Source organism: Loktanella sp. F6476L, assembly GCF_023015725.1.
Lineage (GTDB): Bacteria > Pseudomonadota > Alphaproteobacteria > Rhodobacterales > Rhodobacteraceae > Yoonia.
Window position 1 is genome coordinate 119742 of record NZ_JALKAR010000004.1, and the last position, 20713, is coordinate 140454.

The 20713-nt window shown below is 55.5% G+C and carries 17 protein-coding genes; 8 read left to right on the top strand and 9 right to left on the bottom strand.

The features are described 5' to 3' along the window. Nucleotides 1–321 precede the first annotated feature (321 nt). Nucleotides 322–885, bottom strand: a complete 564-nt coding sequence (locus tag MWU61_RS10175; RefSeq protein ID WP_247128259.1) for a flavodoxin family protein — start codon at nucleotides 883–885, stop codon at nucleotides 322–324. On the opposite strand from MWU61_RS10175, the gene MWU61_RS10180 reads away from it, so the two are divergent. After that, the gene (locus MWU61_RS10180; protein WP_247128260.1) at nucleotides 866–1366 is read left to right on the top strand and encodes a helix-turn-helix domain-containing protein; all 501 of its coding nucleotides are present in this window, start codon (nucleotides 866–868) and stop codon (nucleotides 1364–1366) included. The genes MWU61_RS10175 and MWU61_RS10180 overlap by 20 nt on opposite strands. Nucleotides 1367–1402: 36 nt before the next feature. Here the strand turns inward: MWU61_RS10180 and MWU61_RS10185 are convergent, their stop codons facing one another. From MWU61_RS10185 to MWU61_RS10195, 3 genes are all read right to left on the bottom strand, one after another. After that, the gene (locus MWU61_RS10185) at nucleotides 1403–2836 is read right to left on the bottom strand and encodes an NAD(P)(+) transhydrogenase (Re/Si-specific) subunit beta (RefSeq protein WP_247128261.1); all 1434 of its coding nucleotides are present in this window, start codon (nucleotides 2834–2836) and stop codon (nucleotides 1403–1405) included. Between the two features lie 12 nt (nucleotides 2837–2848). Continuing rightward, nucleotides 2849–4423: a Re/Si-specific NAD(P)(+) transhydrogenase subunit alpha gene (locus MWU61_RS10190; protein WP_247128262.1), complete on the bottom strand. Its 1575-nt coding sequence runs from the start codon at nucleotides 4421–4423 to the stop codon at nucleotides 2849–2851. A gap of 99 nt (nucleotides 4424–4522) precedes the next feature. Then, nucleotides 4523–4972: an isoprenylcysteine carboxylmethyltransferase family protein gene (locus MWU61_RS10195; RefSeq protein ID WP_247128263.1), complete on the bottom strand. Its 450-nt coding sequence runs from the start codon at nucleotides 4970–4972 to the stop codon at nucleotides 4523–4525. 62 nt (nucleotides 4973–5034) lie between these two features. On the opposite strand from MWU61_RS10195, the gene MWU61_RS10200 reads away from it, so the two are divergent. The 3 genes from MWU61_RS10200 to MWU61_RS10210 all read left to right on the top strand — a co-directional run bounded on the left by MWU61_RS10200 (nucleotide 5035) and on the right by MWU61_RS10210 (nucleotide 7407). Beyond that, nucleotides 5035–5793 (top strand): SDR family oxidoreductase, encoded by a 759-nt coding sequence (locus MWU61_RS10200; protein WP_247128264.1) that lies wholly within the window; start codon nucleotides 5035–5037, stop codon nucleotides 5791–5793. Nucleotides 5794–5815: 22 nt separating this feature from the next. Then, on the top strand, nucleotides 5816–6829 hold the full coding sequence (arsB, locus tag MWU61_RS10205; protein WP_247128265.1) for an ACR3 family arsenite efflux transporter: 1014 nt from the start codon (nucleotides 5816–5818) through the stop codon (nucleotides 6827–6829). Between the two features lie 83 nt (nucleotides 6830–6912). Next, complete coding sequence (locus MWU61_RS10210; protein WP_247128266.1) at nucleotides 6913–7407, top strand: ClbS/DfsB family four-helix bundle protein; 495 nt, start codon at nucleotides 6913–6915, stop codon at nucleotides 7405–7407. A 4-nt stretch (nucleotides 7408–7411) separates the two neighbouring features. Here MWU61_RS10210 and MWU61_RS10215 read toward each other — a convergent pair whose 3' ends face one another. The 5 genes from MWU61_RS10215 to MWU61_RS10235 all read right to left on the bottom strand — a co-directional run bounded on the left by MWU61_RS10215 (nucleotide 7412) and on the right by MWU61_RS10235 (nucleotide 16131). Further along, the gene (locus MWU61_RS10215) at nucleotides 7412–8581 is read right to left on the bottom strand and encodes an HlyD family efflux transporter periplasmic adaptor subunit (protein ID WP_247128267.1); all 1170 of its coding nucleotides are present in this window, start codon (nucleotides 8579–8581) and stop codon (nucleotides 7412–7414) included. A 3-nt stretch (nucleotides 8582–8584) separates the two neighbouring features. Then, nucleotides 8585–10921 (bottom strand): ATP-binding cassette domain-containing protein, encoded by a 2337-nt coding sequence (locus tag MWU61_RS10220; protein ID WP_247128268.1) that lies wholly within the window; start codon nucleotides 10919–10921, stop codon nucleotides 8585–8587. Continuing rightward, the gene (locus MWU61_RS10225) at nucleotides 10918–12216 is read right to left on the bottom strand and encodes a TolC family protein (RefSeq protein ID WP_247128269.1); all 1299 of its coding nucleotides are present in this window, start codon (nucleotides 12214–12216) and stop codon (nucleotides 10918–10920) included. The genes MWU61_RS10220 and MWU61_RS10225 overlap by 4 nt, the downstream gene beginning before the upstream one ends. A gap of 157 nt (nucleotides 12217–12373) precedes the next feature. Continuing rightward, nucleotides 12374–15103: a hypothetical protein gene (locus MWU61_RS10230; protein WP_247128270.1), complete on the bottom strand. Its 2730-nt coding sequence runs from the start codon at nucleotides 15101–15103 to the stop codon at nucleotides 12374–12376. Nucleotides 15104–15264: 161 nt separating this feature from the next. Beyond that, nucleotides 15265–16131 carry a YihY/virulence factor BrkB family protein gene (locus MWU61_RS10235; protein ID WP_247128271.1) on the bottom strand — a complete coding sequence of 289 codons (867 nt, stop codon included), beginning with the start codon at nucleotides 16129–16131 and terminating at the stop codon, nucleotides 15265–15267. Between the two features lie 223 nt (nucleotides 16132–16354). Here MWU61_RS10235 and MWU61_RS10240 point away from each other — a divergent pair, with 223 nt between their 5' ends. From MWU61_RS10240 to MWU61_RS10255, 4 genes are all read left to right on the top strand, one after another. Then, nucleotides 16355–16969 carry a sugar transporter gene (locus tag MWU61_RS10240; protein ID WP_247128418.1) on the top strand — a complete coding sequence of 205 codons (615 nt, stop codon included), beginning with the start codon at nucleotides 16355–16357 and terminating at the stop codon, nucleotides 16967–16969. A gap of 67 nt (nucleotides 16970–17036) precedes the next feature. Then, the gene (locus MWU61_RS10245; protein WP_247128272.1) at nucleotides 17037–17654 is read left to right on the top strand and encodes a paraquat-inducible protein A; all 618 of its coding nucleotides are present in this window, start codon (nucleotides 17037–17039) and stop codon (nucleotides 17652–17654) included. After that, complete coding sequence (locus MWU61_RS10250; protein WP_247128273.1) at nucleotides 17624–18259, top strand: paraquat-inducible protein A; 636 nt, start codon at nucleotides 17624–17626, stop codon at nucleotides 18257–18259. The genes MWU61_RS10245 and MWU61_RS10250 overlap by 31 nt, the downstream gene beginning before the upstream one ends. After that, nucleotides 18256–20712 (top strand): MlaD family protein, encoded by a 2457-nt coding sequence (locus tag MWU61_RS10255; RefSeq protein WP_247128274.1) that lies wholly within the window; start codon nucleotides 18256–18258, stop codon nucleotides 20710–20712. Before MWU61_RS10250 ends, MWU61_RS10255 begins: the two co-directional genes overlap by 4 nt. Nucleotide 20713 lies beyond the last annotated feature (1 nt).

Below are 20713 nucleotides of genomic sequence, written 5' to 3' on the forward strand. Positions count from 1 at the left end.
TTTGAAGACAAAACACCGCCACCTGAGGACGAACCGCCGGAACTACACGCGGATAAAAAGAGAGCGGCGGCAGACACGCTCATGGCGACTTTTGAAAATTTGATGACAGACACAGAACAAACCCTTCCTCGGGATAACATTGTTTCCAAAACGCGCACAGAAACGCGGTTAAGTAGCTATAATTACGGCATAAATTTGAGGTATTTTCCGGTTTCAGTCAAGTTTTTACTTAATGGTAGGTTAACGTGTGACAGAAGAGTTGCACCCCGCCATTTCCGGCGAGGTGCATATTTCCATGTTCTAAATCAGGCTCAGGGCGTACTAACGCCGTTTGGCGATCTGCCCCAGCCGCGCACCATAGTCCCGCGCCGAGAGCAGATCCCCCGCGCTTGGGCCTTGCTCTGGGCTGGCATCCGCTGGTGAGACGGCAATGGCGCCGCCGCTCCCTCCCGCCCAGTTGCGATCATCGCGTGTTGAGGCCATCAAATTGGCAGGCGGCTGCCCTAGTGGCACCCAAAGCATCCCGTGTTGCCCCGCAAACGTGCGAAAGTAGTTGATGGTGTCGCCCTTGTCCCCAACCGGACTTGCCGAGTTGGTGAAACCACCTGCGTATTTGTCCAACCATGCACCTGTCATCCACCGCTTTGAGCTTTCGTCTGCAAACCGCTTAAATTGCCATGCTGGTGCCCCCATGTACGTCGGAGAACCGAAGACGAGAACATCCGCAGCATCTGCAGCTTCCCAGAATGGGTCCGATATCACGCCGTCATCCGGAATAGACCAAAGACGGGCATCGCCTTCGGTGGCTGCGCCCTGTTGAACGGATTCTGCTTGCTTAAGTGTGTGGCCGTAGCCTGAAAAACTAATGATCTCGATCCGTGCCATGTTGGGCTCCTTGATTGCTATTGCATCAAACAACTGGCAGCATTACTTACATTTTGTAAGTCGTTACCTTTTAGTTACTAGTTACCAAAAGGAAAGTAATATGAACGCGCCAAATGCTTGCCCAATGGATCCGTTGCTTCAGCGGATTACCGGGCGCTGGACCACCTATATCCTTTGGCTTCTGGCCAATGAGGGACCGCTTCGTTTCGGAGCACTTATGGCACTAATGCCCAAAATTTCTGCAAAGGTCCTGACAGACAGACTTCGGACGCTCGAAATGAACGGCATCGTCTTGCGCACACAAAAGCCGACGATCCCACCGGAAGTCAGCTACGAGTTGACACAGCATGGTCATGATCTTGAAGCAGCATTGAAATCTATCCATGCCGTCGCCCTAAAGTGGCAAGACATTGGATGGGAAGCAGATAAAGGGTTCCCCGATATGGGCGTCGCCCGCAAAGGAAAAAGCCCCACCGATTGACCGGCAGGGCTTTATAAATCTGTATTCAACTGAGGATCAGTCGATCTTAGGAAGCAACAGATCTAGCGATGCCTTTGCGTCGCCGTAGAACATGCGTGTGTTCTCTTTGAAGAACAGCGGGTTTTCGATACCGGAGTACCCTGTCCCCTGCCCGCGTTTGGATACAAACACCTGTTTCGCTTTCCAGCATTCCAGAACCGGCATACCCGCAATTGGGCTGTTCGGGTCGTCTTGGGCTGCTGGGTTCACGATGTCATTGGACCCGATCACGATAGCGACGTCCGTTTCAGGGAAATCTTCGTTGATCTCGTCCATTTCCATGACGATGTCATACGGCACTTTGGCTTCCGCCAACAGTACGTTCATGTGACCTGGCAAACGACCCGCAACAGGGTGGATCGCGAAACGCACGTTTTTGCCTTTCGCACGCAGTTTGCGCACCAGTTCAGCAACGCCCGTTTGCGCCTGTGCAACCGCCATGCCGTAGCCCGGAATGATGATGACGCTATCGGCTTCGTTCAATGCTGTGGCAACGCCATCCGCATCAATTGCAATCTGTTCGCCTTCAACGGCCATCTGTTCGCCAGCTGGGCCACCGAAGCCGCCCAAGATCACAGACACAAAGCTGCGGTTCATCGCCTTACACATGATGTAAGACAGGATCGCACCGGAAGAGCCCACAAGCGCACCAACAACGATCAACAAGTCGTTCCCAAGGGAGAAACCAATCGCCGCAGCGGCCCAACCTGAGTAGCTGTTCAGCATGGACACAACGACAGGCATATCCGCGCCGCCAATGCCCATGATCAGGTGGTAGCCGATAAACAGAGCTGCCAGCGTCATCAGGAACAGTGGGAAGAAGCCGCCGGTGTTGAAGTACCAGATCAAGGTGATGACTGACAAAGCAGCCGCACCGATGTTCAACATGTGACCGCCCGGCAGCTTTGTCGCCGCTGAGTCCACCTTGCCCGCCAGTTTGCCGTAAGCGATGACGGACCCCGTGAAGGTCACAGCACCGATGAAGATGCCCAAGAACAGTTCAACCCGCAGGATGTTGATCTCGACCGGTGTTTTCTTGGCCAAGAGTGCCGCGAATGTGCCAAGGTCTTTGGCTTCATCACCGGACATGCCCATCACGCGGTTCAGTTCAAAGTGCGCGACAAAGCCCACAAACACGGCCGCGAGACCGACGAGGCTGTGCATCGCAGCAACCAGTTCCGGCATCTGCGTCATCTGCACTTTGGTCGCCAGTTGGTAGCCAATTGCACCACCACCCGCGATCAAGATCAGGGACAACAGCCAGAATCCGGAACCCGGCCCGACAAGCGTGGCGAAGACCGCCAGCGCCATACCCGCAATCCCGTACCACACGGCACGTTTTGCGCTTTCCTGCCCAGACAGACCGCCAAGGGAAAGAATGAAAAGAACGGCTGCGACCACGTAAGCCGCTGTAGTAAATCCGAAATCCATAATTCTAACCCCTTAAGACTTTTGGAACATGGCGAGCATACGCCGTGTCACAAGGAAGCCGCCGAAAATGTTGATGCCGGTCATGAACACCGCCAAGGCGGCCAAGATAACGACCAATGCAGACCCCGATCCGATCTGGGTCAACGCCCCCAGAATGATGATGGACGAGATTGCGTTTGTGACAGCCATCAGAGGTGTGTGCAGCGAATGTGCAACGCCCCAGATGACTTGGAAGCCGATGAACACGGACAGAACAAACACGATGAAGTGCTGCATAAAGCTGGCCGGTGCCACCAGACCAATTGCCAACAGCAACGCGGCGCCAACGGCGATCAGCGTGACTTGGTTCTTGGTTTGCGCCTTAAACGCGGCGACTTCTTCAGCGCGTTTTTCTTCCGGCGTCAGTTCCTTTGGCGCTTCCTTCTTTGGTTGAGCCGCGATGGCCGCAACTTTCGGAGGCGGCGGCGGGAATGTGATCTCGCCTTGGTGCGTCGCAGTTGCCCCACGGATCACGTCGTCTTCCATGTTGTGATTTGGCACACCGTCTTTTTCGGGTGTCAAATCAGTCATCATGTGACGGATGTTTGTGGAGTACAGCGTCGAAGATTGCGCCGCCATCCGTGATGGGAAGTCGGTGTAGCCGATAATAGTCACGCCATTGTCTGTGACGATTTTCTTGTCCATCACAGTCAGTTTGCAGTTCCCGCCGCGTTCAGCAGCAAGGTCAACGATCACGGAACCCGGTTTCATGCTGTCGACCATGTCTTTGGTCCACAGTTCCGGCGCGTCACGGCCCGGGATCAGGGCTGTGGTGATGACGATGTCGATGTCCGGTGCGATTTCGCGGAATTTGGCAAGCTGTGCAGCGGCAAATTCAGGGGACGACACAGCAGCGTAGCCGCCGGTTGCAGCACCATCTGTCTGCTCTTCTTCGAAATCGAGGAAGACAAATTCAGCGCCCATCGATTCAACCTGCTCGGCCACTTCTGGCCGCACGTCGAATGCGTATGTGATCGCGCCAAGCGATGTCGCTGTCCCGATGGCGGCAAGACCCGCAACACCAGCACCCACAACAAGCACCTTCGCAGGTGGCACTTTACCAGCGGCAGTCACCTGACCGGTAAAGAAACGGCCAAAGTTGTTACCCGCTTCGATCACCGCACGGTAGCCCGCAATGTTCGCCATGGACGACAGCGCATCCATTTTCTGAGCCCGTGAAATGCGTGGGACCATATCCATCGCAATGACGGTTGATCCCTTCTTGTTCGCGGCTTCCATCAGCTCTGCGTTTTGCGCAGGGTAGAAGAAAGAGATCAGCGTCTGGTCTTTGCGCATCCGCTTGGTTTCGTCCAGCGACGGCGGGCGGACCTTTGCGACGATGTCAGCGGCTTTCCACAAAGCTGCAGGCGTTTTCATGATCGTGACGCCAGCTTCTTCATAAGCGGCATCCGAGAAACCAGCAGAATGGCCAGCCCCGGTTTCGATCAAACATTCATATCCAAGTTTCTGCAAATCCTTGGCCGAGGCCGGCGTCATTGCGACCCGATCTTCACCCGGAAAGACTTCGTTTGGCGCACCGATTTTCACAGGCGTTCCCCCCACTTCTGGTTATTGCTGCAACTGCAGTATCGAACGAAATAAAATTGCGCAAGGACAGGCACAAACATTTGAAATGTATGTTAGCGCTCACAGCCAGCGGCGTGTTGACCGACAATAGGTTGCAAATTCTTCCCCAAACGCCTGATTTAGACGGCTTTCTTCGTCCATTATGAAGCGTGTTGTGATCAAAAACATGAAGGCCGGGACCAGCAGTAAAAATAAAATACTAGTATCCCAGATCAACACAAATCCCGCAAGAACAAGCGCATCGCCCAAATAAATCGGGTTGCGACTGATCCCGAATATACCCGTTTTGACCAAGGCTGACGGCTGCAGGTGCGGGATCACCGTTGTACGGTGGCGTGCCATTTGCATCACCGCCAAGATCATCAAGCACAAGCCGAGGGCGACCAATGCCCAGCCGACAAAACCGATCCACGGAACGTTGCGTTCTGCTGCAAATCCGAACTGCGGTGCCCACCAAACAAGCCCCAGAAAAAGGCCCAGCCAGACCGGAGGCAAATCAATCCATTTCATCGTCTTAGCCTGATCCAAATATACGGCCTTGTCACCCCCGTGGTCCGCAGTAAGGTCGCCGCATGGAACATACTGGAAAACACGCACTTGTGACCGGCGGCGGGACTGGCATTGGCCACGACATTGCCGTCGCCCTAGCAAACGCAGGGGCCGAGGTGACAATTACCGGACGGCGCTTGGATGTATTGAACGACGTCGCCGCGACGCATGACCGCCTGCACGCGTTGCAGATGGATGTCACTGATGAAGCATCTGTGCGGGACGGGGTCGCTACAATCAGCGCCCTGCGCGGACCGATCCAGATTTGCGTCGCGAATGCGGGCATCGCGGAAGGCAAAGCTTTTTCCAAGACAACCCTTGCCGACTGGCGCAAGACAATGACCACAAACCTCGACGGGGTTTTCCTGACGTTGCAGGCGGCGCTGGCCACGCTGCCCGCCGACACCCCTGCCCGCATGATCGCGGTCAGTTCAATCGCGGGCGTGCGCGGATTGAAGGGTGCGATTCCCTATACCGCGACCAAGCACGGCGTCATCGGGTTGATCCGTGGCCTAAGCGAAGAATACATGAACACGCCGATTACGTTCAACGCGCTCTGCCCCGGCTATGTGGAAACTGACATCGTGCGGGGTCAGCTTCCGGGGTTGATGCGCCGGTTTGGTGTCGATGAAGACGGGGCGCGGGCGCTGATCGCAAAAGGCAACCGGTCTGGGCAGTTGCTGGAGGTTGACGAAGTCACCGCTGCGGCAATGTGGTTGTGTTCCGACGGTGCACGCAGTGTAAACGGCCAAACAATCGAGATCGCAGGCGGTCAGGTCTGATCCATCAAGATAGAGCAAACACATGAATATCTTCGAAAAATACCTATCTGTCTGGATCGCATTGGCGATGGGGGCCGGCATCTTGCTGGGCAACTTGGCCCCTGCCCTGATCAACGCCATCGCAGCGGCAGAGGTCGCCAGCGTAAACCTTGTGGTGGCTGTTCTGATTTGGGCCATGGTTTACCCGATGATGGTGGGCGTCGATCCACGGTCGCTAAAGGACGTGGCAAAGCAACCGCGTGGGTTGCTGATCACGTTGGTGGTCAACTGGCTGATTAAACCGTTCACGATGGCTGCTTTGGCGGTGCTGTTCATCGAAGTCGTTTTCGCCCCATGGATCGCCCCCGAGGACGCATCGCAATATATCGCGGGCCTGATCCTGCTGGGGGCCGCACCCTGCACGGCGATGGTGTTTGTCTGGTCGCAGCTGACGCGCGGGGATGAAACCTACACGCTGCTGCAAGTGTCGGTGAACGATCTGATCATGGTCATCGCCTTCGCGCCTATCGTGGCGTTCTTGCTGGGTGTGACGGATATCACGGTGCCGTGGTCCACGCTGGTGTTGTCCGTGATCCTGTTCATTGCATTGCCGTTGGTCGCGGGGCTGATCACTCGCGCGAAGCTCGGGTCTGAGGACGCAATCGACGCGTTCCAAGCGCGGGTGAAGCCCTATTCCGTTGTAGGCCTGATCGTCACCGTAATGATCCTGTTCGGCCTGCAGGGCCAGACCATCGTCGCCAAGCCTTTCGTGATCGTATTGATCGCGGTGCCGATCATCCTGCAAAGCTACGGAATCTTCGCGATTGCCTATGCGGCGGCATTTGCGATGAAAGTCCCACATCGGATCGCGGCACCTTGCGCGCTGATCGGTACGTCAAACTTTTTCGAACTGGCGGTGGCCGTGGCGATCAGTCTGTTCGGGCTCAATTCAGGGGCAGCGCTGGCAACGGTTGTAGGTGTACTGGTCGAAGTCCCCGTGATGCTAACGCTTGTGGCGTTCGCAAACCGGACACGGGCGCGGTTTTCTAACAGCTAACCGCTGTCTTGGACTCGGTTTGATCCAGCGCAAAGCACGATCTGTGCGTTCGACTACCCTTTTAACAAAAGGGGGACCTAGCCATGGCCGCAACAAATAAAGCTGAACTGTTGGACATTACGCAGAAAGAGTTTCGCAAACTCGGCAAGGTCATCGGCAGCGTTGATCCTGCGGCGGCAACCCGTAAAGATGAGAATGACACGTCAATCAAAGACGTCATTGCCCATCGTGCCCATTGGATTGATCTTTTTGTCGGTTGGCATGCGGATGGTCAGGCCGGCAAAAAGGTCTATTTTCCCGCGAAGGGGTATAAGTGGAACGACCTGAAACGATACAACGCGGATTTGCAGGCCACGCAGGCCGATTTGGATTGGGACGATGCGGTGAAGTTCTTACAAGCCCGCTACGAAAAGCTGCTAGATTTTATTAATACGCATTCTGACGAACAGCTTTATGCTGAACCGATGAAGGGCGCCAATAACGCATGGCCAACAGGACGTTGGGCCGAAGCGGCCGGCCCAAGTCATTTCAGGTCAGCCGCGAAATATCTAAGGGCGCGGCTGAAGGCGTTGGCCTAAGATCCTATGGCTCGTGAAGCGCTTCACGTGACCGGTACAGCGGTTTAGTCAGGTACTGCAGGACCGACTTTTCTCCTGTGTGCAGTTCCACGGATGCCTGCAAACCCGGACGCATCGCGATCTGGCTTTGGCGTTGGTCAAGGTTGTCGCGATCCACGCGCAGGGTCACTTTGTAGTGCGGATCTGCGTCTGGCTGGCGGTCGTCCTTAAACGTGTCGGCGCTGACAAATTGGACCTCGCCCGACATGGAACCGTAGATCGTGTAATCGTAGGCCGAGAATTTGATCGTGGCGCGCTGCCCCGCCACGACGTTGGCCACGTCTTGTGGTTTTACGCGGGCTTCGACAAACAGCTCATCACCCAGTGGTGTGATCTGCGCAATTTCTTCGCCCGGACGAACGACGCCGCCGATTGTTGTGATCGACAGGTTGTTCACGACGCCGCGCATTGGGGATGTGATCACGGTACGGGACAATTGGTCGTTGGCTTGGCGCAGGCTTTGGCCCAATTGCGCAAGTTCTTGCAATGTCTCGGAATAGCCCGCTGCGCGTTCCAATTCGGCACCTGTGACGATTTCGTTGAACTTGATTTCAGCGTCGGCATGGGCTTTGCGAGCCTTGGTTGCTTCGATCAAGGCCACGATTTCACGCGCCAGCATGTCTTCTATAAGGTCAAGTTCACGCTTGGTTTCCAGCATCACACGACGCGCGCCTTCGACCTTGGATGCGTAATCTGTCTGGCGGGCAGCCAAAAGGGCGCGTTCGGACGCCACGATTTCTGGGCTGCGTTCTGCGATCTCGGTCGGGACCGTAAATTCGTAGGCACCGGCAATTTCAGCTTCGAGCCGCAAACGCCGGACTTCCAAAGCCAAAATCTGGTCTTCCAGATCAGCAACCGACGTCAGGAAGTTTGTTCCGCGCAGTTTCGCAATAACATCACCTTGTTCGACAATCTGACCTTCACCGACCAGCAGTTCTGCCAGAATACCACCTTCAAGGTTTTGGATAATCTGGGGACGTGACGCTGATACGACTTCGCCCTCTGCCCTTACGATTTCATCAAGAAAGGCGAATTTCGCCCATGCGAGGAAAACAAGAACCGTTGCACCGACCAACCAAATGGTCATGCTGGAACCTTGCATTTTACCCGAAAATTCTGCGTCGACTGTGGCCATGGTTTACCCTGCCTTCTTTTCTTTTTGGAGATGCGCGAGCACCTCATCACGTGGCCCATCGACCATCAAACGTCCGTTTTGCAGGATCATAGTACGGTCTGTCAGGGCGAGGATCGGCACACGGTGTGTCGCGATAATCGCTGTGCGACCGTCAAGCCATGCGTGCAGGCGGTCCACCAAAGTGGCTTCAAGCGTCTGATCAAGCGCGGCTGTTGGTTCATCCAGTAGACAGACCTTCGGGTCTTGCAGCCACAGACGTGCCCAACCGATCGACTGACGCTGACCGATCGACAGACCTTCACCACCATCACGGATTTCCAGATCAAGCCCTTTGGGGTGGTTACGCACAAACGGGCCGAGACCAGCAAAATCAAGCGATGCCAGCAGGCGTTCGTCGTCGCGTTCTAGCAAGGTCAGGTTCAGGTTCTCGCGCAATGTGCCCGCGAACAGACGTACTTCCTGTGACAGGTAACCAACACTGCGACGCAGATCACGCGCCATGACTTGCCCCATGTCCACGCCGTCGATCAGAACACGGCCTTTGGATGGGCGGTGCAGACCAGACAGAACTTTCAGCAACGTCGATTTACCGGACCCGTTGGCCCCAAGGATCGCAACGTGCTGGCCCGGTTTGATGGAAAGTGCTGGGATATCAATCGTGTTGGCCGCGTCTTCGTCGTACGTGTAGGACATTTCACGCAGCTCGTAGCCGCCTTTCAATGTTTCCTTACGCAGGTATGTGCGGCCTTCTTCGACGTCTTGTGGGGCTTCTGCGATCCCGTCCAATGCCTCGAGTGCGGCTTTGACGTTCGACCAGCGGGCCAATGTTGCGGCCAACTGCGTCAATGGACCCAATGTCCGCGATGTCAGGATACCCACGGCGATAATTGTCCCGACAGTGAACTGGCCCTGGAACACCATGAACGTGCCGACAACAACGGCGGACACATAGGTCGCCTGCTGTACGCCTTGGCTCCAGAATGTCAGGGTGCTGGACAGTTTGCGCTGCTCGGATGTTGCCAATGACGACAGGGCCGAAAATTCACCCCAAAGACGACGGAAACGTTCTTCGCCGCGTTGGGCTTTGATCGTGTCGGCGTCGTAGATCGCTTCGTGCAACAGACGCGATGCCTTGGTCGACGCGCCCTGTGTGGCCATCGTCAGCTTCATCATCTTCTTTTGCATAAAGAACGACGGCAGCACCATCAGGATGCCACCCGCGAACAGAACCCACACAACGTTGCCGCCGATGGACGCCACAAGCGCAAGAAAGAGCACGATGAATGGCAGGTCAGTCAGTGTACCAATAGTGGACGCTGTAAAGAATTCACGAATCGACGAAAATTCTCGGACCGCCGCGAAGGTGCCAGATGGTGTCTGGCCTTTCAGGCCGGCCTGCATGCCGAGCAGTTTGTCCATCAACAGCGTCTGAATGCGCAGTTCAACCTTGCGCCCTGCCCCGTCCATGAGACGGGCGCGGGCGATCCGCAGGAACGCCTCAAGCAACATCGCACAACCGGCACCAATCGCCAGAACCCACAGGGTCGCGGTGGACTGGTGCGGGATCACGCGGTCGTAAACTTGCAAGGAAAACAGCGCGACTGCGACCGCCAACAGGTTCGCGACAAACGACCCCAAAGCCACTTCGAACATGATGCGGCGCAGCTTTTTGACTTCACCCCAGAACCAATGTTCTTTCTGGCCTTCATTGGCGTGGCGGCGGTTCAATTCGGTCACAGCCACATCAGCGCGGATCACGTTGCCTGTAAAGACAGGCGTGAAATCCAAAACGTCGACTTCGGTCCGGTTATCCGCGGATGCCGCGTCGTAAACAATAATCGTATCAGCGACTTGTTCCAGAACCAGAACCAGTTCGCCGTTGGTCATTTCGGCCAACGCAGGCCAAGAAACACGGTCCACTTGCGCAGGTTTGACCTTTGCGACAAGACCTGCGCCTTCGAGCGCTTTGGCGATTTCAGCACCAGTCAAATCACCACCGCCTGCAGCCGTGATCCGTTCCAGCATGTCAGTCTTCGGCAGATCAACACCCAGCACAGCTGCATAAGCGGACGCAAGATTTGCCCGTTCCGCTGCTGCATCTGTGTACAACGCCGCAGGTGCCGCCAGTTCTTTGGCGGTTTCAACGACGTCCGGCTTTGGCAGGTCCATCTTTTCCGGGGCTGCATGTTCGGCCTTGTCCGGATGTGGTGCCGCAACTTTCGGCGTGACCGGTTGGCCGCCATCAATCGCTTCGTCGGCGGGAACCTGCTTTGGTTTGATCCTTGTCAGCTTGGCCCCACGGGATGCGTTCATGTCGAATGCAAGAATAGGACCGCTCATATTTGTTCTCCGTTCACCAAGGATCCCATCAGGGCTGCGATTTCCAGCTCTGTGCGGGCGATGTCATATTTCAGGGCCACCGCTTCGCGTTCCGTGCGGACCTTGGTTTCAAAAATACCGACAACTTCGGGGACTGACCGATGACCGGACCGCTGTTGTTCGGAAAAGAGTGTAAAGTTGCTGGCCGCTTGAGCGGCAAGCGACTGGGCTTGGGCTTCTTGGCGGCGCAAGGATGCAAGTTCGGTTTGCAGTGACTGCAAAGACCGGTTCGCGTTTTCACGCACCTGACCAACACGCGCAGCAGCAGCGGCTTGCGACGCTTCCAAAGCTTCCAATGACGCGCCTGTGCCGAAGCCAAATCCGTTGTCGGATCCCAAATTCAGGCCGCCATCACTGCCGCCTGAGCCAATTCCAGCGGACGCCGTGAGAGACGGGAGGAATCCCGCACGGGCCGCTGTGGCCTCAGCAACAGCGCGTTGCGCTTCTGCTTTGGCCTTCATGACAGTTAAAGGTTCAGCGCCGGGACCGGGCTGACCAATGCTGGAAATGCCAGACACACCGTCCAATGGTGCTGCTGACATTGCATTCAGTTCCGCAAACGCAGAGGCCGCCGCTTCACGGTCGGACGCCATATCGGCCTGCATCTGGTTCAATTTCTGTTGGACGATCTGGTGATCAACGCGGGAGGACACCCCACCGCGGACCCGTTCAGACATCACATATTCGTAGCGTTCCATCTGCTGCATGGCAGCGGCGTTCACGCCTGCCTTGGCTTTAGCGGCTTCAGCATTCAGGTACAGACCCAGCGCCGTCATGACACGGTCGTTGGTGTCTTGGGCCAATGCCACGGCTGCAACTTCGACGTCGGCTTGGGCGTATTCACGTTCAGCGCGTTTCTTGCCGTTATCAAACAACACCTGCTCGACCACCAATTGGGTCACAACAGTGCCGAGCGATGTCAGCGATACGTTTGGACCAAGGGTCGGCAGCCAGTTTGATGCACGCGCCTCGGACCGCAAAGTCGCGGCGCGCAGATCAGCCTCAGCCGCACGAGAGTTAGCCGCCAAAACAGCATCAGCCACTTGATCATAGGACCCATTGCCTAAGACCGAGCGGCGGTTCAGAAGACCTTCGATGATCGGGGATTGTGTCCCGTCTTGCAGGTTCGCATCAAGTGCTGCCTGCGGTGCGGTTTGAACGGCGCCATCGCCATCTGCCGCGAATGTGTTGGACGCCCTTGTGACACCTGCACTGCCATCCATACACGCGGATAGACTTGCGACACATGTCAGCATCAAAACACTTTTTAGATTACACCAGCCATACACGTGCCTGCCCCACTACCTGCCAAAACTTGCCCTAAACCCTTGACCAACTTTGCGTGATCTTTGAGGGGGTATCCCGGGGCGATCTTTTGTCGCCGCCCTCGGGATTGATCTTGTCGTTGTCGGCTTAGACGACTGGGTTCAGCGCGATTGCGTCGTCAATGACGAGGCTTGTATCGTCACCCAGTTCGTAGACGCTGTATGTCTGACCGTCGATTGTTTCGGTACCAGACGCTGCAACACCGTTGAGTTCAGCCATTGTGACGCTGTCGTTGTCATCACCGTGGATGATCAGGCTATCGCTGTCCGCAGACAGGGCACGCAGCTGATCGGCAGTGATTTCAAGGTTCACACCGTTTGTTGTCTCAAGGTTGATTTCAGCGACATTGAAGTCACCCAAAGCACCGGAAGACAAGTCAAGCGATGCCGTATCCTGCAGAACAACCAATGTGGAGGTAGAGTTACCAGCCGCATCGCTGTTCGTGACCAACAGGTGAGACCCATCAGGAACCGTATCGCCAGCATCAAAGCTGAAGTACTGTGGGCCTGTTGCCGTCAAGTTGATTGCCTGAGCGTCATCAGCACCATTCACAAACTGATCGAAGCTTGTGCTTGCGTCGCCTTCAGTCAGGATTGATGCAATCACACCAGCTTCGGAAGTTGTTACTGCGACAACGTCCGCTGCATCAGGTGCAACCAGATCGACTGTCACTGTTTCAGTGATAGAGTCGACGTTACCCGCCGCGTCTGTCGCTGTGACAACGATGTTTGCTTCAAAGTCATCAGCTTGGCCTGCAGCGATTGTCGCCATTTGTGCGGCTGTAAACTCAACCGTCCAAGCGCCTGCGCTGTTCACTGTCGCTGCCTGAGATACGCTACCGAAAGCAACCATCACGGTTGAACCAGCTTCAACCACACCGTTCAGCGTCACACCGTCAGCTGCTTCGGCATTGTTGATGACGTTGTCACCTTCAATCGCGCCGTCTGCAAAATCAAGTTCGTTCACCCATGTGTCGTAGGCCACAGTTGTGGTCGCTGAGTCAGAGTTACCAGCCGCATCTGTTGCAGTCACAGTGACTTGCGCAGTGCCTTCTGAATCGTCTGGCAGGTTCACACCTGTATAGCTTGCAGTCCAAGACCCGTCAGCGCCGGCTGTCACGATCTGCGTTTGCCCTTCAAAGACAACGGAAACCTGTGCGCCTGCATCTGTTTGACCAGAGAAGGAGAAGCTATCGCTACGCTCATCTCCATTTACAACGCTGTCCGCGCCGCCTGCGTTTTCAGTCACAGTCACGTCGATTTCAGTGTCGATCGTCACTGTACCAGTAGCCGTAGCTGTGTTGCCAGCAAGGTCAGTCGAAACCGCAGTCACGTTCAGTGAAAGTTCACCAGTTGGCACTTCGCTGCTTGTGAAGACAGACGTCCAAGTACCGGATGATGTTGCAGTTACAGTGTGGGATACTGTGCCCAACGTGACCACAACGGATGCGCCCGCTTCGGCCAGACCAGTCAATTCAACACCACTTGGGTGCTCGGCTGCGTTCACAGTGTTATCGGCACCGCCAACCGCTGATGTATCAACAGTCACGTCTGTTACTGTATCAATCGCAACAGTACCGGACGTAGATGCTGTGTTGCCGTAAGCGTCTGTCGCGTTGACGGAAACGTTCAGGTCATATTCGCCCTGCGCTATCACACCAGCGTCAACCGCCAAGGACCATGACGACCCAGATACGACTGCGTCATATGTGTTGCCACCGAAGGACACAGTCACGGTTGAGTTTTCTTCAACAGTCCCTGTCAGCGTAAAGCCGTCGGATTCTTCGACGAAGTTGATTTCGCCGTTGCCTTCAACAGTGCTTGTTTCAATTGTGACGCTTGCGATTGTGTCGACAACCAGAACATCCGTGGATGTTGTTGAGCCACCTTCGTTGGTCAACGTCACAGTCACGTCTTCTTGGTATTCGCCGCCAGCAACTTCGTCCTGCGTGAATTCCGCAGTCCAGTCGCCGTTCTCATCAGTTGTGATGTCTTGCGTCACATCGCCGACTGTAATTGTGCCGGATGTGTTTGGCGTACCAGTGCCACCGATTGTCACGCCATCTGCGTAATCTTCGGCGTTTACGGTGTGGCCAACGCTTTCCGTACCATCAGAGATTGTTACGACTGGCGGATCGATAACCGGATCGACCGGATCAACTGGGTCGGTTGGATCAGTAGGATCGGTTGGGTCCGTCGGATCAGTTGGGTCGGTAGGATCCGTTGGATCTGGATCACCGCCCGTATCGCCGTCACCAGCAACATCACCGTCACCGCCATCGTCGCCGCCACCGGCACCCGCCAGCAAAAGCGAACCACCAAGTGCTGCCGCACCAGCACCAAGTGCTGGGATGCCAGCAATACCGCCAAGCAACGCGCCGCCAAGCTGGCTTGCCGCTGCTTCATCCGCAGGCACGACACCTGCAAGCTGCACGTCTGAGCCGCGCACAAAGTAAAGATCGTCGTCAGGGCTCCACTTACCGAAGCTGTCGGCGTCAACGTATTGCGCGAACAACAAGTTGCCCTCGCCCGCGACCAATTCAGCCTGCGCCAATGTACCGTTCGCTGAGATGAACAGGTCCGCAATGGCTTCACCTTCTGGCGTAAAGAAGCCCTCAACCGTCAATACAGTGCCATCTACAAGCGTAACCTGCAGCGCCTGTCCTTGACGTACGTATGAAAGGATATCCCCACGGCTGAGGTTTAACGAGACGTCTTGGCCCGCACCCGCAACAATGGATGTGCCGTCAGCCCCACCAAGGGACCCACGTTGTGTAACGCCCGCGTCACCGCGGACAACGAAATCAATCGCTGACATAATAACTCTACTCCGCCTCGTGCATGGCCATCTAACGGGACACGCTTATTTTGATTACGGGGACGTTAGCGGGTGAGATTCACCAAATCTAGGGGGAAAATGACATACTTTTGCCCGATTCGGAGAACGTGCGGCATGATTACCACTATTCCGAGAAATTGCTAAAGCAACTGCTCTGACGGCCCATCGCCTTCGTTTGCTGGTGTTTCTATGTAATATAGTTTCGCATTGATGATCGCGCCCCATAAAATCAGGTAGGCACCGATATAGAGCCAAAGCAACATACCGATGACAGCGCCGATTGATCCGTAGACCTCATTGTAGCTCGCGAAGTTGGTTAAGTAGTACGACAGTCCAGCCGACGCGCCGATCCAAACCACCACAACAATCGCCGCCCCCAAGGTGATCCACGGCCTGCGATGCGGCTTCATATTGGGTCCGTACCTGTACAAAATGCTTAGTCCCGAAAACAGAACGGCCAATGCGATCAGCCAACGCACCCCTTCCAGCAACATGGTCGTCGAAACAGGCAACGGGATAAACGCCAAGATCACCGGCAACACGACGACAGACATCAATGCAACCGTCGCCAGCAAAACAAGAGATGCGGTCAATAGTAGTGCGACCAACATTTGCCGCACCCCGCCCCGCTGCGGTGCGGCCTCAATCGCGTTGATCCCGCTCATCAAAGCACCAACAGCGGCGCGCGATGACCAAAGCGCAAGCACAATAGAGACAAGCGTCGTCCACCCCAACGTTTCGGATCGGGCGCTCAGCAGGCTTTTGATCTGCGCTTCGAAAATTCCGTATGCTTCTTGCGGGATGACGTCGCGCATCAATTCCAACTGGTCAGACACGACCACGGGATCAGCAACCAAACCAAAGACCGCAATAACAGCCGCGATCCCCGGAAACACACCAAACATTCCGAAAAATGCCACACCAGCTGCAATCAATCCGATATGACGCGTCCCCGCTTCGGTCCAGACATCATAGGCGGTGCGCCAGATTTTGAGCAGGTTTTGCAAAGCGTTCTCCGGTTTATCACCCTATACCTAGGGCAATGTTCGGCGCTTTTCCACTTGAAGATGCGCTTCCAGCTTAACCACACAAAAACAGTGACTTACGAACCAAAGCTCAATCATCCGCCGATACCCTGATCCGTTTTTCCGCACAATCACGAAAGTAAAGGTTTGCCCGTGAAAGGAGTGGCCTTACACTCAGAGAAAACAGGCGAGTCCATTGAAGAATATATCCCAGCAGGTCAGCATCTTAGCAGACAAAATTCACCAATTGCGCGCGACGCGTGACCGCGTTCTCGTGGCCATGGCAGGCGCACCCGGCAGCGGTAAATCCACGCTCGCGGAAGAAGTCGCACGCGTTCTAAACGCCCAGAAGTGCCGCAGTTTGGTCGTGCCGATGGACGGCTTTCATCTAGATAACGCCATCCTAGAAGACCGTGGGCTTTTGCCTAAAAAAGGCGCACCCGAGACTTTCGATGGCGAAGGTTTTCTGATTATGATCAAAAGATTGCATGCCAAAATGGATGTAATCGCCCCCATCTTTGACCGCAATCGTGATCTGTCGATTGCAGGTGCTGTTCACATTCCAAGCGACGTGCCGGTTATCATCGCTGAAGGCAATTACCTGATGTTTGATGAAGACCCGTGGAACGATATCACCTCACTTTGGGATTTAACCGTCAGGCTGGACGTTCCGATGGACGAATTGCGAGGCCGATTGATCCAGCGCTGGCTAAACCAGAATTTGTCTCGTGCCGCAGCAACAAGACGGGCGGAAAGCAACGACATTCCAAACGCAAAACGGATCATCGAAAAAGCGCTTACCTGCGAAATAACGCTATGAATTGTCATAGTAACCGGCTGTCAGGCACCATATACTAGGTGAAACCGCTGCCAAAGGACTGCCATCCGTGCCGCCGCTCGAAGATCTGATCGCCTGCCCTCATTGCGATACGCTCCATACCAATGCTGCACTGGCTGAAGGTGCGCAGGCGCATTGCGTGCGCTGTGGTGTCGTGCTGAAAACCGAACGCGCGACTGCGATTGTGAGCGTCTTGGCCTTATCGATCACATCGTTCCTGCTGATGGTTGCGGCGATCAGCTTTCCGTTCCTGAATTTGTCGGCCGCAGGTCAGACCAACAGCACATCTGTGCTGGGCGCTGTGATGGCGTTTTCTGATACATTCACCCTACCCTTAGCAGCGGCTGTGGCGGCGTTTATCATCTTTCTGCCACTGATCCGGCTGGGCGCAATCATTATGGCTGTCACACCTCTTGTTGCGGGAACGACGCCTTCTTTACTGGCCCGTCGGTCCTTCGGGCTGTCCGAAACATTACGCCCATGGTCAATGGCGGAAATCTTTATCGTTGGGGTCGCGGTTGCGCTGGTGAAAGTCGCCGGTATTGCGTCTATTACGTTTGGACCTGCGTTCTGGGCATTCACTGTTTTGGTTGTCCTGACATTCTTTCAAGACACGTTGATTTGTAGGTATTCTATATGGCGGGCACTGGACACATCGAAGGCTTGATCACCGCCCGCGAGGCTGGTCTGGTCGCCTGTCGCCGTTGCGGTCAGGTGCAGGAAATACATGCGTTCGAATGCCCCCGTTGCCACGCGACGTTGCACAGCAGGTCGCCGGATAGCCTACAGAAAGTGTGGGCTTGGATGGTGGCGGGGATCATCTTGTTCATTCCCGCTAATATTTATCCGATGTTGATCACGCGCCAGTTGGGCGACGAAACCAGCAGTACGATCTTGGGGGGTGTCATTGATCTGATGCATTACGGGTCTTACGGGATTGCCGCGATTGTTTTTGTCGCGTCCATCGTCATCCCGTTGGGAAAATTCTTTGCCATTGGATACCTCGCCATCAGTGTGCAGAAGAAATCCAACTTGAATATGCACCAACGCCACAAACTGTTCGATGCAGTCGAATTCATTGGCCGTTGGTCCATGATCGACGTCTTCGTGGTCGCAATTCTTTCGGCCCTGGTTCAGCTTGATACTTTGGCCTCAATTAATCCGGGCATTGCCGCTATTAGCTTTGCTTTGTCTGTTGTATTTACCATGCTTTCCGCTCAAAGCTTTGACCCACGTCTCATTTGGGACGCAGATAGGGCTGCCGCCACATGACCACGACACCGTCCCCCGCGCCGCTTGATGTGCGCGAACCAGAGCCACGTAAAACACGGCGCATCAGTTGGATTTGGCTTGTGCCTTTGGTGGCCCTTGCAGTGATCCTAAGCGTGGCGTGGTCCACCTACCAAGATCGGGGCGTCCTGATCGAGATTGCGTTCGAAAACGGATCAGGCATCAGCAAAGAAACCTACCTGAAGTATCGCGATATTGACGTGGGCCTTGTCGAAAAGGTCACCTTTTCGGATGATCTAGAGGTCGTGTTGGTTGACGTGCGTGTGGACAAAGAAATCGCGCCTTATCTTGATGACGATGCAATCTTTTGGGTTGTCCGGCCTGATGTGACGCTGCGCGGTGTGTCCGGGCTCGATACTGTTCTGTCTGGCGCCTATATCGCCGGCAAATGGGACACCGAAGCAGACGTTGCGCAGTCCGAATTCATCGGTCTTGAAAACCCGCCGTTGTTAGCCACGAACGACGCTGGGTCAGAAATTATCTTGCGGGCCCCGAACGGTGCGTCCTTGGCCCAAGGCGCGCCGATCCTGCACAAAGGATTGCAGGTAGGTTTCCTTGATGAACCCGTGCTGGACCCGACGGGCAATGGCGTGATCGTGTCGGCCTTTATTGAAGAAGAATTTGCGCGGCTTGTCACAACCAACACACGGTTCTGGGACACGTCCGGTTTCTCAGTGTCTGTAGGTGCATCCGGTCTGAACCTTGATGTCGATAGCATCGCGTCGCTGATCGAAGGCGGCATTGCATTCGATACGGTTGTGTCTGGCGGACGCCCGCTGGGTGAATCCCGTGGTCCCGACATCTTTGATGTGTTTGACGATGAACAGGCCGCCCGCGAAAGCCTGTTTGAGCGTCCCGACCGTAACACATTGACCGTTGGTATCCTGTTTGACGAAACGGTCAACGGTCTGCGTCAGGGCTCTGCGGTAAAATACCAAGGCGTTAACGTCGGCGAAGTGGCCGCGATCAATGCCATTGTTGTCGATGATAATGGCAATAAACGGGTCCGTTTGCGGACCACGCTCGATTTGTCCCCGTCACGACTTGGGATTTCAGACGAAACATCTGACGATGACGCCATGGTCATCCTTGCCAGCTTCGTGGCCCAAGGGATGCGGGCGCGTTTGGTGACAGGAAACATCCTGACGGGCGCGCTGGACATCGAACTGGTTGACGTCGAAAATGCCGATCTGTTTTTCCTTGATCCGGACCGCGAACCGTTCCCGATCATTCCAACAACCGCGTCTGAAGTTTCAGACGTCGCAGCCACCGCCGAAGGTGTGATGGAACGCATCAACGAATTGCCGATTGAAGAATTGATGCAAGGCGCGGTCGATCTGATGGCCAGCATCGAAGCGCTTGCTACCGACGGCGATTTGAAAGCGGCCCCTGCGGAATTGCGCACCATCTTGGCTGACATCAGCACGGTCATCGCATCAGACGGCATTCAAGGCGCACCAGATACGTTGCAAACATCACTTGATGGTATCCAAGACGTGGTCGCCGAAATTTCGGCCATCGTCGCAAGTGCGACCGAGGCAAACCTCGTCGGATCGTTGTCTGAAACGCTCGCCACTGCCAATGAAACGGTCGCCACCATCGGCACCGCGTCCGAGGCTTTACCGTCAATCATTGCCGAAATCGAAGCATTGGCGACCAAAGCCAACGCGCTGGAAGTCGAAGCATTGCTAGCCCAAGCCAATCAGACGTTGGCCAACATCGACGCAATCCTAGTGGATGAAGCAACCACCGAAATCCCGGCCACAGTCGCAGTCGCAATCGATGAAATTCGCGGCTTGGTGACAGATGTACGCGAAGGCGGTGCCGTTGATAACCTGACCACCGCACTGGCAGACACAAGCAACGCAGCCCGCGCCATTTCTACCAGCGTGGAAAGCCTGCCGGAACTTGCCGAACGGGCGACTAACCTGATTACACAGCTGGAAACCGCAACGGCGAACTTGCCGGCCATCACCGAACAGATCGAACAGCTGACGGTCAAAGCAAACAGCGTGGAAATCGAAGCGCTTGTGACCCAAGCAACCCAGACCTTAAACGCCATTGATACGATCCTGCTGAGCGATGGCGCAAACGAACTACCGGCTGCGTTGACAGGCGCTTTGGACGAAATGAACGTCTTCCTCGCGACCGTCCGCGAAGGTGGGGCGCTTGAAAACGTGAATGCCGCCCTTGCGGCTGCCGCGGACGCCGCGAATTCCATTGATACGGCGGCACGCGGTCTGCCTGCGCTGTCTTCCGAAACGGCGCGTTTGGTCAATACGATCAGCGCGGTGGCAAACGCCTATGGGGAACAATCGCGGTTCTCGAGCGACACAGCCGCCACCTTACGCGATATTCAGGCCGCCGCCGATGCGGTCACGTCCCTTGCACGGGCCATTCAACGCAACCCATCATCACTTCTGACAGGGCGATAAT